Origin of the sequence: Pseudomonas sp. PvP100, assembly GCF_017833055.1 — a bacterium.
In the GTDB taxonomy this organism is placed as follows: Bacteria; Pseudomonadota; Gammaproteobacteria; order Pseudomonadales; family Pseudomonadaceae; genus Aquipseudomonas; species Aquipseudomonas syringae.
Window position 1 is genome coordinate 4,390,350 of record NZ_JAFIBO010000001.1, and the last position, 13,139, is coordinate 4,403,488.

A 13,139-nucleotide genomic window follows, 5' to 3' on the forward strand; every position below is an offset into this window, starting at 1 on the left:
AAATATGGTTCTGGTTAAAGAAATTATTTCATCAGATAACGCTGAGCGCTCTAGCATTATCATAGGTGGCGGCTCAGTAAAATTAAATGCCTGGCCGACCAATCCAGACGGAGAAAGTCTTGTGTTAGTTGCCACTATAGAGTGCGCTAACCTCAAAAAAATTTCTGGCTTCAGCTCGATCCCCAAGGAAGGTGTACTGTATATCTTTTCAACTTACAGTCGCTCTGATTATTTTCTCGATAACGTTACGTACAGTGGCGATACTTCTGAGCTAGAGCTGATATTGAGTGGATATACCCTAGTAATTATGGGGAATTCTGATTCTGAAATAGTCAGTCCGAATGAATCAATTCCAAAAGCACATACGGAATTTAAAGAAAGAGAAGTAGGCCATGATGAGTATCCAGTATTCTCAATGCTTACGAATACCCCACCTAATGGAATAGTTTTACCTCCAGACTTGCAGAAAGAGTATGAGTTTGTAATGCAGCTGTACTCCTCAGACTTCCCAGAGCCATTTAAAGATATATTTTATTTGACTGATGCCGTTGGATGTCTTCTTTTGAAAAAAGATGGCTCAGGCAGTGGGCTGTTTTTTGTGCATACAGCATGATTAATTGTTAGGCAGTAGTGAATGGGTACTATCCGGCTAGACGTGTATGTCGGATTACTGCTTTTTAAAAACTTGGTGGTTTTACAGTTGAGCTCGGCTGCCGCTTCTTAAAGAACGAGGCCAGAAGCTTTAAGAAGCGGTGTCTGAGCGAACCTGTGCTACATGTCTCTTGTTGTAGGCCAGCTGATCAGCGACATGGAGCGCGACGATCTCCATCGCGAGATCTATCGCGCCCAAGGCAAGCTCACCAGTTGCTTCGGTTACGACAGCATGGGTCGCAAGGCCTGGCAGTATGCAACCACCCTGCCCGCCGAAAAGCTGTCACAGATCCAGAACCCGCTCATAAAGCCGGAGCGTTACGTCGAACACGCCTACAACCCGATTCACCGCCGCTACGAATACGACCCGGCTGGCGAATTGAGCCGCACCCTCGACAAACTGCGTGGTGAAACCCAGTACGAATACGAAGCCAACGGCCAGTTGCTGGCGCGCAACACCGGCCGCGTGGTCGACGGCGAAGAATTCCGCTATGACGCCGCGGCCAACCGCCTCAACTTCAACACCAGCCGCTTCGATCACGTCAAAGACAACCGCCTCAGACAATGGGCGAACCATGAATACAAATACGACGCCTGGGGCAACCTGATCGAAAAAGTCGTCGGCATCGTGCGCTGGCAGACCTTCACCTACGACTGCGAAAACCGCCTGGTCAAAACCGAGACCATGGCTGACACGCAGGTGGAAAGCACCAGCAGCTACCAGTACGACAGTCTGGGTCGACGCGTCGCCAAACAGTCCGAGATCAAAGGCCACACCGACCACAAACGCTTCCTCTGGCAAGGCTTGCGCATGCTGCGTGAGGAAAGTCCGGGACAGAGCAGCCTGTACCTCTACGAGCCCGGCAGCTATGCGCCGCTGGCACGCGTGGATGAAAAAGAAGGCGAGGTAGAGAACAAGGTCTACTACTTCCACACCGACCAGATTGGTACACCGCTGGAAATGACCGACGCCGAAGGGCAGATCGTCTGGCAGGCCAAGTACCGGGCGTGGGGTGCGGTTGAAAAGCTAGTGGTGAACGAGGTCGAGCAAAACCTGAGATTTCAGGGGCAGTATTTTGATGTCGAGACGGGGCTGCATTACAACACGTTTAGATATTATGATCCGGAGATTGGGCGGTTTATAACGCAGGATCCGATTGGGTTGTTGGGCGGGGAAAATCTTTACCAATATGCTCCAAACACGCAATCTTGGATTGATGCTCTAGGGCTAGCGTGTGATAAATGGACAGTCAGTTCACATAAAGCAAATAAAAGCGCTGTGAAAGGCAAAAAACTTGGCTTGGATTCTCATCATGTGGGTCAGAAAGACTTGATGAAGGATTTGGTCGAAGGTTATGATCCTGCAACTGGGCCAGCAATGCTGGTGCCGAAAGTCGGACACACTAGTTTAAAAGGTAACCTTGGAGTAGTCTCTCGCAGCAAAATAAACCCTACAACAAGGCTACCATTCACGAGCGCAAAAGATGTTTTGGCGCGTGACATTAAAGAACTCAGACGAGTTTACCCAGAAGTGCCTAATACAAAGCTACAAGAACTTATTCAACTCAATAAATCCATGTATCCAGAAATGCGTTAGCCGGAGTCCTTATGTCGTTAGATGAAAATTTTGTGCGTGCTATATATGATGAGCTGTTCGAGGAGAATTTCAACCGTTATAAGGAGGTTTTAAACCAGCCTATCGATGATGGCAAAGACTCCTTTGCTAGAGCTAGAAACGCTCTAGCATTGCTGGATGAAACTGAAAGATCTCATGTAATAAATTTTTTTAAAGTGGTGATGTTTGATAGTGCATCTGTGATTTTAGGAACTTTGGATGGCGTACATTTTCCCGATGATTTAGATGGAGACTTTTTGCTTCTTTGCGACGGCAAAGAGATTCAGGGTAGTCTTGCTGATATTTTCATTGGAAAAGCACAAGATGCCGGGGTTTACGAATAGTTCGCGAGCTATAAACTGAAAAATACTAAAAGATCCAACTGATTTTTATTTTGAAGAAATCAAAGTAGAGCTTTTAGTTAGTAGATTAACTTCTTAAAGTGCAGTTTTTAGATATAAGTTAAAGCTCTTTAAAAATCAAGTCGAAAGAGAGGCTGCTGATATTACTTCAGCCTCCTTCCCACCCTATTGCATCACCGAAATCATTATTCCATTCGCAGCTTTTCCTATACCGACGGCGTGATGACCCGCCACAGCAACGCCTTGGGCCTGAACTGTTACTACCGCTGGGAAACCATTGATGACCAGCCTCGCGTGGTCGAGCACTGGACCAGCGACGGCGATCACTACGTCATCGAGATCGACGACACCGGCAACATGACCGGGCTGACCCTGCCCGATGGCAACCAGTTGGCGTTCGAGTACGACGAGTTCGCCCGGTTGCTCAAGGAGACCGATCCGCTGGGCCGCAGTATTCGCTACCAGTACCACCACCTGACGACGCTGATCACTCAGGTCGATTACCCGGATGGCAGTACCTGGAAGGCCAACTACGATGCCAAAGGCAACCTCGTGGCCGAGATCGATGCGCTGGGCCACAAGACCAAATACCTCAACGGTGAGGACGGCCTGCCGCACACCATCGTCGATCCGACGCTCAAGTCCAAATACCTGTGGTGGAACAACCTGGCGCAAGTGCAGCGCTTTCAGGATTGTTCGGGTAAAAGCACTTATTACCGCTATGACGAACGCCACCATCTGGTGGCCGTCACCGATGCCCTGAACAACACCACCACGCTGGAACGCAAACCCGACGGCGAAGTGCTGCGCATCAACCATCCGGATGGCACCAGCGAGACCTTTACCTACAACGAACTGGGCCAGGTCCTGACCCACACCGATGGCAAAGGCCAGACCACCCAACTGCTGCGCAACGGCCGTGGCCTGCCCAAATGGCGTCAGGATGCCAAAGGCCAGACCATCACTTACGAATACGACAAGGCCATTCGCCTCGTCGCCCTGACCAACGAAAACGATGCGACCTACCGCTTTGCCTACGACGACGCCGACCGCCTGATCGAAGAAAAACGCATCGATAACCTGACCCGCCGTTTCAGCTACAACCTCGGCGGGCACCTGACACAGGTTGAGGAAATCGGCTACGGCGAGAAAGGCGAACAGCCACGGCGCAGCACCCATCTGGAGCGCGACCCGATTGGTCGCCTGCTGGCCAAACTCAACGACGATGCGCGTCAGGACTACGCCTACGATGACGGCGACCGACTGCTGTCAATCGAGCGCAAGCCGACGGACACCGGCAGAAAACTAGGTGTTGCCGCCGAGAAACTGGAATTTGCCTACGACCTGCTGGGGCGGCTGATCACAGAGACCACGCCGCAAGGCGCGCTGGCCTACGACTACGATCCACTGAGCAACCTGACTACACTGAACCTGCCTACAGAAGGTCACTGGCCGTGAGGCTACCTGAAGACTTTAAAAAATAGCTGCATTTTATAGTGGAAAGTTACTGGGTGGAATTAGTCAACATGACTTTTTTCAGCAAAACTCATTCATTGAATATAATCGCAGAGACACCGCGTCTTAGAAAAGCGATAAATCTGGGAAAAGACTATATTTTACTAGACGAGCCTGCAGCAAGCCTCATTATTCTGAATTTATCAAAGTGTTCTGGTGTGATGCAGGCGACGTTGAGCATTTGAGCACAAATGCATTTGCCACACTCCCTGATTATTGGGAAGATTACGCCAGCTTTTTCTCCTTTCTGTTAGAGGGGGAAAGGTCAAAACTCTAGCTGAGTATCCACACCTCAAATACCTGAGAAGTAATACATGATCACTCCACAACCCGAGCTAATCAAAAAAGGACTTTATAGTTCGTTCGCCTTGATCACCTTTTTTGTCACAATTTCAACTTTTAAATCTAGCGTTTGCTGGCTAGTAGCTCTGGGTCTTTTTATTCTATTCATACGCACAACATACTTGGTTTATCTGAGCGAAAGCTTTACGGCGATTTCAATTCATTCTTTCACGGGGCTTTTCTCTTCACTCTTATTCATGAACGCAAGCGTTATTTATCTGATAGCAAAATCTGAATACGGAACATCCACAACGGACGCTTTATCGTGGGCAATGATTCCAGCCCTACTGATGCTCGTTACATTTCTATTTATTTACTTTACAAAAGCAACATCAAGCCAGTTATATCTAGAGATCAAGAATAATAAAGTTTGCATAACGCACAGCTATGTCAGTACGAGAAGCGGGAACTTACTATGTGGAGCTATCCTTGCAGTCGGAATCGCTGCGATGATCTGGGGACATGTTCAACATATTATTGTGGTCAGTGTTTGGATCGCGCTAATCAATCTTTATCTACTTTACTGGTATAGAAACTCTATCCGAATGTTAAAAAAAATCCTGGCACTGGAAAAGAAGCACAAACGCTCTTACACCTTCGAATATATAGACGAGATTCGCAAGGCACGCAGCCGCTGGTGGCTGGGAAGGCTTTTAAAATGGGCAACCAGGCGGTAGGCCGATCAGCCAAGGCGCCTGCACAGGGGCACCCGCGCCGGACATAGCCTAAGCCCACGGACACTTTCTCACCCCCAACAAAAAACCCGCCGAAGCGGGTTTTCCCAAGACCATTCCGACTCCCTGTCGGCTGCCTCCTAGGCGATGGTCGATCATCCCTGATCCTGGTGAACTCCTGTTCACCACTTGATGGATCCAATGCTACCGAGTAAGGGTCAGGTCGGAAACAGCCAAATCACTCCACCCCGTGTAAGACTTTCACTATACCTAGCCGGTGTAGAGCGGAAGAATCGAGTGGCATCGGCGTAGTACACCACCCGAAAACTCCATACACTCAGCACCCTGATCAGAAAAACACCAGAACACAGGATTTCCCGGAAGAAAGACGTCACCCCAATGGAACATCAGGAGCAGCACCATGAGCACAGCAGATCAGACGCGCAGCACTGGCACGTACAGCGCCAAGTGGCAGGAGCGCTTCAATTTCTTCGAGACGTATGGTGCGCCGAACGACCCGCGGTTCAAGGCCGGCCTCAAATCACTTCCTGGCTTCAGGAAGAAAATGCGGATCAATTTCAACGTCATCGCGTATTTCTTTGGCCCCATTTACTTCTTCGTGCTGGGCCTGTGGAAAAAAGGCATTGCGTTGATTGGCATAATGCTCGCGACCAACGCCTTGATCCTTCTGGTATGCACGCTTTTGGGAACCGAGGTTCCTTACGCGTTGGGGGGAGGTTTGAATGTGGCCTTCTCGCTGATGTATGCCTTGACCGTCAATTATTCGTACTACCTCAAAGAAGTAAAAGGCGAGCAAGGCTGGAATCCGTTCAAAGGCATGCGTCTTTAACCCGAAAAGATAACCGATGACACCGTCCTCTTGCCGAGCATGAGGGTTCGCGGTGCATCGACCCATGCCGTGTTCAGCCAGCGTTATATTTGAATCAGTCATTCAGGTAATTGCCACATGGATGCGAAGCCAGGACTCCAATGACAGCGCCCTCCTCCCCCGCAGCCTTGCTGCCACTGAAAATTATTGCGACTGGCGTAACGGTGCCCGCAAATCGAGTGGACTCGTCTGCGCTGGACACGTTATTGAACAAGCCTGCGGGTTATGTCGAAAAGCGCTCCGGCGTACATTGCCGTTTTCACGCAACACTCGATGCCAGCCAGGCCGAACTTGCAGCGCAAGCACTTCAGGATGCCTTGAGAAGAGAGCAGATCCCGGCGGGTTCGATTGATCTGTTGATCTCGGCCTCGGCAGTACCCATGCAGGCCTTACCCTGCACGGCAGCATTGATTCTCAAAGCGGCCCACCTGCCATCGGGTACGCCCGGTTTTGATATCAACAGCAGTTGCGTCGGCTTCATTACGGCGCTACAGGTCGCTGCCGGCTTGCTCAATGCCGGGATCTACAAACGCATTGCGGTCGTGTCGGCAGATCTCGTTTCGCGCGGTATCGACTGGGATGACGAGGAAAGCTCGCTGATCCTCGGCGACGGAGCAGCCTGCGCCATTGTCGAACGCGGTGACGGCAGCAGCGGCATTCTGAGCAGCCTGTCCGAGACTTATCCACAGGGCAGCGACCTGTGTGAGATTCAAGCAGGCGGTACACGCCGCAATCCACGTGCAGGCATGACTGACAGCGACTTTCTGTTCCATATGAAGGGCAAGCAGCTGTTTCGTCAGGCTGCCGCGTTGATCGAGGGCTACCTCGCACGCCTGTTGGAAAGGAGCGGATTGACGCTTGCCGAGATCGCCACCGTGGTCCCCCATCAGGCCAGCCATCTTTCGCTTGAGCACATGCGGAAAAGGCTTGGAGTACGGCCTGAGGTACTGGTGGATATTTATCGCTATCACGGTAATCAGGTCTCGGCATCGATTCCGACGGCGCTGCATACTGCTTTTACCACCGGCCGCTTTACACCCGGCAAACCCGTGATGCTGATCGGTACCGCTGCCGGTTTGACATTGGCGGGCATGGTGCTGCTGCCATGAAGGTTATGCTGACCGGCGCCACCAGTGGCCTCGGACGCAATGCGGCAGAGTGGCTATTGAACGCAGGCCATAGGGTACATGCCACCGGACGTGGCTCGGCAGTGGGGAATCTGCTGCGAGAACAAGGAGCGGCGTTCACCGCCCTGGATCTGACCCGGGCTACAGCACAGCAATGTGAGCAATTGATGCTCGGCAATGACGTGGTCTGGCACTGCGCGGCAAAGTCTTCTCCCTGGGGTAGCGAGGCCGAGTTTCATGAGGCCAATGTAGTCGTCACAGAAAAGCTGGCCGAGGCAGCTGGCCGCTGCGGCGTTTCGCGCTTCGTGCACATATCCACGCCTGCGATCTATTTCGACTTTCAAGACCATGAGTGTATTGACGAGCAATACCGTGCCCGACGATTCGCCAATCACTACGCCAGCAGCAAGTACCAGGCAGAACAATCCATACAGGCGCTGGTGCCGCTTTATCCACAGACCACGTTTATTATCCTGCGGCCCCGTGGCTTGTTCGGCCCGTATGACCGGGTGATTCTGCCCCGGATTCTGGGCCAGATAGAACGCGACCGCGGCGTGCTGCGTTTGCCCGGCGGTGGTGAGGCGGTACTGGACCTGACGTTTGTACTGAACGTTGTGCACGCCATGGATCTGGCCAGCCATAACAATTCTTTGTCTTCAGGTGCCGCCTACAACGTCACCAATCATCAGCCCATGCGACTGGTGGATACCTTGCAGTTGTTACTGCACGAACAACTCGGCATTCGTTATCGTGTGCAGCGCGTGCCTTACCGATTGCTGCACTCACTGGCGACGGCACTCGAGCTTCTGGCCTGTATAACGCGCAAGGAACCCGTGCTGACCCGATACAGTGTGGCGGCGGTGAACTTCGATATGACCCTGAGCCAGACGCGAGCCATTGAAGAACTGGGCTACCGGCCTCGGTACTCGATGGAAGAAGGCGTTCAGCTCACGGGAGAGTGGCTTAAGTCTCATGCGGTGAAGCCCCATGGCTAGCATTACCACCTTTGAAGTGGGTTACTGCACGCATATCGGTTGTATGGCATTGCAGGGTGCCGGCCTGCGGGTCTGCAAATTTCCGTCCAGAGCGTATCTGCTGGAGGTCGGCGATCGCCGATGGTTATGGGATACCGGCTACGCCAACCATTTTCAGGAGCATACCCGGTCGGGGGTGTTCCGCATCTACAGCCAGGTTACCCCGGTATACCTGGATGCGGGTGAAACGCTGCTGGATCAGCTGCGTAATGCGGGTTACGCGGCCAACGATATTCAGGCGCTGATCATTTCCCACTTTCATGCCGATCACATTGCCGGCCTGCGGGACTTCAGTCATTTCGACTTTATCTGCTCGGGCGAAGGCTGGCAGAAAACCCGCTCATTACGTGGCATCGCCGCACTCAAGCGCGCCTTCGTACCGGGACTGATTCCGGAAGGTTTCGAGGCAGCGTTGCAGTTCGTCGAGGGCTTTGAGCAGGTCAGCCTGACCGAGCAACTGGCACCGTTTACACATGGCTACGAACTGCCGGGCAGTGACGGGCAGATTGTTCTGGTGCCGCTACCAGGTCATGCCGCCGGACACCTGGGGGCATTTATTCTCACTGACGAGGGCTGGACACTGCTGGCCAGTGATTCCGCATGGTCGCCGCTGAGCTATCAAGAATTGCGCGGGCCTTCTGTGCTTGCCAACGTGCTGATGGACGACAGCAAGGCCTACTACCAGACGCTGAACCGTCTGAACCTGTTGTGGGCAGCAGGCCATGTGGATATCCGATTGTGCCACGAGGGCGATTTATGATCCCGGTGATGACGCTCTGGCACTACTGGCGAGCGCGTCGCCTGCGCTTTTCCAGTCGCCAGGCACTGGAGCATTTTCAGGACAGGCAACTGAAACGCTTTGCACATAGGGTGCTGGCCAAAAGTCCCTATTTTCGGGCTTACAGCGCTCTGCCATTCAACGAATGGCCGCTGATGGACAAAGCGCTGATGATGACGCAGTTCGACCAGATGAACACGGCAGGTCTGCAACGTGATCAGTTGCTGGCCTGCGCAAGGCGCGGCGAAGCCGAACGCGACTTCACGCCACGCATCGGCCGCTTTAGCGTCGGGCTGTCCTCGGGCACGTCAGGGCAGCGCAGCGTTTTCGTCGTGAGCCCGCAGGAACAGCAGATCTGGGCGGGCGGGATGCTTGCCAAGATGCTGCCAGACGGTATTTTCGCGGGTGAGCGAGTCGCGCTGTTTTTACGTGCGGACAATAACCTGTACCACAGCGTCGACAATCGCTGGCTGAGCCTGGCCTTTTATGACCTGTTCGCGCCGTTCACTGAGCAGTTTCCTCGCTTACAAGCACAGGCGCCGACCATTATCGTTGCGCCAGCACAGGTGCTGCGCGCCCTGGCCCTGGCCGTTCTGGACGGGCAGATCCAACTCGAAGTAAAGAAAGTGATCTCCGTCGCCGAAGTCCTGGATGCGCAGGATCGCCAGTTGCTGAACACGGTGTTCCGCGAGGTCGGCGAGGTGTATCAGGCAACCGAAGGTTTTCTGGCGGCCACGTGCTCTCATGGCACACTGCATTTGAACGAAGAGTTCGTGCATATCGAGCCCCAGTGGCTTGATGAGCAGCGCTTCACGCCGTTGATCACCGACTTCACTCGCAGCACCCAACCTATCGTACGCTACCGACTGGATGATGTACTGGTCAGGCAATCCGAGCCCTGCCCGTGCGGTCAGCATTCGATGGCAATTTCCCGAATAGAAGGTCGCCGCGACGATCAGCTTTCGCTGCCCGACCAGCACGGTGAGATGCAGATTATCTTTGCCGACCTGTGCAGTCGGGCAATTGCCAATGCACTGCCACTGACCAGTGACTACCGCTTGATTCAGCTTTCGAAAACCCGGCTGCAGCTGATTGCAGACTGTACGCAAACCGAACTGGAGCACAGCCGTAGACAACTTGTCGCCCTGTTCACACAACAGGGTATTGCCACTGACAAACTTGAATGGCAACTGACGGTGCAGAACGTGATGCCGAACTTCGATCGAAAACGACGCCGTATTGTCCGGCAGGCAAAAGCATGAACAACCCAATGATGTTTCGGTTGTGGCACATGCTGCTTGGCTGGGGTTCGGTCGGTCTGATCTATACGCTGACCGACCATTTGCAGAGCACCGGCCAGGTCATGACACCCTCGCCGCTCGACCGAATGATCGCATTCACGCCCCACGCAATCTGGCTGTACCTGTCGTTCTTCGTGGTTGTTCCACTGGGCTATCTGATGACCCCGCTTGATCGGGTGCGCTGGCTGTCTCGCGCCATGCGTCTTACCGCACTGGGTGCCGGAACGGTCTATCTACTGTGGCCGACAACGATGGTTTACCCGGTCGATGAGGGCACAACGTTAAGCTCTACACTGCTGGCAGCACTGACCTATGTGGACTCGACCCAGAATTGCCTGCCATCCCTGCACATGGCCCTGATGGTGCTGGCAGTCTGGGGGATCAGTGCAGCAAGGCGTAGCGCGCGTACTGCAGTGTTTGTCTTATGGGTGGCCGCCATTGCCTATTCGATCCTGCAATTGCGCCGTCATCTGTTCATCGACGTGGTCAGTGGCGCCGTGCTCGCACTGGTGGCGGGTATGCTGGTCGATGCGCTCGGCCGAAGCAGGCAAGTCGCACTCAACGGGAATATGCAATGAGCGATCTGGCCATTCCGATCATCATCATGCTGCTGGCCGTAACAGGCGAGGCCGTCATTCTGCAGTGGATGCAGCGCAAGCCGGTTGACTGGCATGACGTGGTGTTCAATCTGAATTCCGGCCACCTCATGCTGTGGCTGTTCCGTGGCCTGGAAGTCATCTGTTACGGATTTGTCGCCACGTACTTGAGCCTTGGCCTGCTGGATACATGGCCGCCACTATGGGTCTGGGCGTTCGCGTTGCTGGCCTGGGATTTCTGTTTTTACTGGTTGCACCGCCTGCATCACCACGTTGGCGTACTCTGGGCCGTGCATGTGGTGCATCATCAGGGCGAGCACTTCAACCTGTCCTTGGGCGTGCGTAACTCTTGGTATTCGTCACTCACCTCGATTCCGTTCTTCATTCCGCTGGCCGTGCTGGGGGTGCCCCTGCATGTGTTTGTCGCAGTGTCGATCCTGCATTACTCGATGCAGTTCTTTAACCATAATGCGCTGACACCCAGGCTGGGCGTGCTGGAGAAGATTTTCGTTACTCCGACCCATCATCGCGTGCATCACGTCAAAGACCGGGCCTACTCAGACAAGAACTTCGGCGGTACTTTCATTTTCTGGGACAAGCTGTTCGGCACATTTTCCAGGCTGCCCGATGTGCCTTACACGTTTGGAATCGGAGGGCCTCGCTCTTCCGCGAACCCGTTCTGGGCCAGCAACGTACCTTTTCTGCATTACCTGCGACTGTCGATAAAATCGAACGAACCGACCCGCTCGCGCGTTTCGGATTTGAGCATTTTCAGCGGCGCGTTGCTGCTCTTCGCGCTGGTGGTGGGCTATATCTATCAATACGGCTATGGCTACAGCGACATTACCTGGCCGCAGGTCGTCCTGTTCGTCTTTCTTGTGGTGGGCTCGGTGGCGCTGGGAGGAATGACCGAAGCGAGGACCTGGAGTGTTCCTGTCTGGCTGATAGTCAGCCTGGGGCTGGCGTTGCTGTTTCTGGGTTATTACGGCTGGTCGCAGGCTTACTGGCAATTGCCGATGGTCGCCCTCGCCCTGCACGGCGCATGGGTGGCCGTGTCTTCTCGCGGCTACAACCTTCCAGCCGCAAATCCGGTGGAAAAACATCATGGCTGAGTCACTTGCCCCCCTGTCATTTCCTGCCGATGGCGAACAGCCGTTTCATCACGCCCTCAAGCAGGCGGCCCACGCCTACCTGGCAGACGACCATCGCTACGCAAGCATTCGGCAAAAGGTGACGGCATTGCTCCTTATCCTGCTGTGCGGCGGTTTTTATGCCTCGAGCCTTATGCAACACAATGCGTGGGCATTCGTGGGCTGCTATTTCCTGTTTGTCCTGACAGGCATGCTACTCAACGTAATGGTGTTTCACGACGCCACCCACAATGCTTTTTTCCGAGCCGCCTGGGCAAACCGGCTGGTGGGGAGGTTGATGACCTTGCCGCTCGGGATTGATCCGGATTATTGGCGAGTCAGGCATGTGCAGTTTCATCATGCCTATGCCAACGTTGAACATTACGATCTGGACACCGAGGAGAATGGCGTCCTGCGACAATCGCCCTTCCAGGGCTGGCGTAAGCACATGCGTTATCAACATCTTTACTGGCCCATGGTCGCAGCGTTGTCGCTGCCCTACATCTCATGGATATTCGACTGGTCGGACCGTCTTGGAAAGACGCCGCTCAAAGCCAAAAGAATACTTCCGGGAAACAAAGGCTGGGCGGTATTTCTGGCCAGTAAGGCATGCCATCTGCTGCTGGTACTGATAGTGCCGCTGGTGATATTCGAGGGCAGCTGGACGACGGTGCTGATCGCGTACTTTGTGAGCCAGATGCTCGCCTCTCTCTGGGTGGTATTTCTGCTGCTCGGTACGCACTGGGCAGAAGCAGAGTTCTATCAGCCATCAGGCAGCCCGTTGATGCCACACGGCTGGTATCGACATAACTTCGCGACAACCTGCGATTGGCAAACCTCTCCACGCTGGCTGCACCATGCCGTGGGCGGGCTGAACTTTCATCTGACTCACCACCTGTTCCCTGGCTGGAGTCATCGACACTACCCGGCGCTGGCAAACATCATCGCCGACCTGGCACCCCGCCACGGTCTGCACTATCGCTGCATCGACTACCGTGAGTTGCTCAGGCAGCAGCGAAAGTTCTTGCGCAGTATGGGGCGGGACACGCAGGTGACGAACATCACCTGACTAACTCAGAGCCAGAAGCTTTGTGACTTCTGGCATGACCGCACTGATGTTGTTTG

12 protein-coding genes and 1 pseudogene are annotated in these 13,139 nt (G+C 53.8%); all 13 read left to right on the forward strand.

All coding sequences use genetic code 11. The features are described 5' to 3' along the window. The first annotated feature begins 4 nt into the window (after positions 1 to 4). Positions 5 to 613: a DUF1963 domain-containing protein gene (locus tag JOE39_RS18850; RefSeq protein ID WP_003397046.1), complete on the forward strand. Its 609-nt coding sequence runs from the start codon at positions 5 to 7 to the stop codon at positions 611 to 613. A gap of 222 nt (positions 614 to 835) precedes the next feature. Further along, positions 836 to 2,248, forward strand: coding sequence for an RHS repeat-associated core domain-containing protein (locus tag JOE39_RS18855; protein ID WP_348635362.1), 1,413 nt, complete (start codon positions 836 to 838; stop codon positions 2,246 to 2,248). A gap of 11 nt (positions 2,249 to 2,259) precedes the next feature. Then, positions 2,260 to 2,610, forward strand: a complete 351-nt coding sequence (locus tag JOE39_RS18860; protein WP_003384023.1) for a hypothetical protein — start codon at positions 2,260 to 2,262, stop codon at positions 2,608 to 2,610. 186 nt (positions 2,611 to 2,796) lie between these two features. Continuing rightward, positions 2,797 to 4,068 (forward strand): annotated as a pseudogene (locus tag JOE39_RS18865) (type IV secretion protein Rhs); the annotation flags it as partial. Positions 4,069 to 4,457: 389 nt separating this feature from the next. Continuing rightward, a complete protein-coding gene (locus JOE39_RS18870; protein WP_024649822.1) occupies positions 4,458 to 5,162 on the forward strand; it encodes a hypothetical protein in 705 nt (234 codons plus the stop codon). A gap of 418 nt (positions 5,163 to 5,580) precedes the next feature. Further along, positions 5,581 to 6,009 carry a DUF2628 domain-containing protein gene (locus JOE39_RS18875; protein ID WP_004404851.1) on the forward strand — a complete coding sequence of 143 codons (429 nt, stop codon included), beginning with the start codon at positions 5,581 to 5,583 and terminating at the stop codon, positions 6,007 to 6,009. 140 nt (positions 6,010 to 6,149) lie between these two features. Then, positions 6,150 to 7,157, forward strand: coding sequence for a 3-oxoacyl-[acyl-carrier-protein] synthase III C-terminal domain-containing protein (locus tag JOE39_RS18880; RefSeq protein WP_210078466.1), 1,008 nt, complete (start codon positions 6,150 to 6,152; stop codon positions 7,155 to 7,157). Next, the gene (locus JOE39_RS18885; RefSeq protein ID WP_057445178.1) at positions 7,154 to 8,170 is read left to right on the forward strand and encodes an NAD(P)-dependent oxidoreductase; all 1,017 of its coding nucleotides are present in this window, start codon (positions 7,154 to 7,156) and stop codon (positions 8,168 to 8,170) included. Before JOE39_RS18880 ends, JOE39_RS18885 begins: the two co-directional genes overlap by 4 nt. Further along, entirely contained in the window at positions 8,163 to 8,969 is an 807-nt protein-coding gene (locus JOE39_RS18890; protein ID WP_057445180.1) for an MBL fold metallo-hydrolase, read from the forward strand. Before JOE39_RS18885 ends, JOE39_RS18890 begins: the two co-directional genes overlap by 8 nt. After that, positions 8,966 to 10,249: a F390 synthetase-related protein gene (locus JOE39_RS18895; RefSeq protein ID WP_004404860.1), complete on the forward strand. Its 1,284-nt coding sequence runs from the start codon at positions 8,966 to 8,968 to the stop codon at positions 10,247 to 10,249. Before JOE39_RS18890 ends, JOE39_RS18895 begins: the two co-directional genes overlap by 4 nt. Beyond that, complete coding sequence (locus tag JOE39_RS18900; protein ID WP_210078464.1) at positions 10,246 to 10,866, forward strand: phosphatase PAP2 family protein; 621 nt, start codon at positions 10,246 to 10,248, stop codon at positions 10,864 to 10,866. The genes JOE39_RS18895 and JOE39_RS18900 overlap by 4 nt, the downstream gene beginning before the upstream one ends. Then, complete coding sequence (locus JOE39_RS18905; protein WP_210078462.1) at positions 10,863 to 11,996, forward strand: sterol desaturase family protein; 1,134 nt, start codon at positions 10,863 to 10,865, stop codon at positions 11,994 to 11,996. Before JOE39_RS18900 ends, JOE39_RS18905 begins: the two co-directional genes overlap by 4 nt. Then, the gene (locus tag JOE39_RS18910) at positions 11,989 to 13,083 is read left to right on the forward strand and encodes a fatty acid desaturase (RefSeq protein WP_210078460.1); all 1,095 of its coding nucleotides are present in this window, start codon (positions 11,989 to 11,991) and stop codon (positions 13,081 to 13,083) included. The genes JOE39_RS18905 and JOE39_RS18910 overlap by 8 nt, the downstream gene beginning before the upstream one ends. Positions 13,084 to 13,139: the final 56 nt, after the last annotated feature.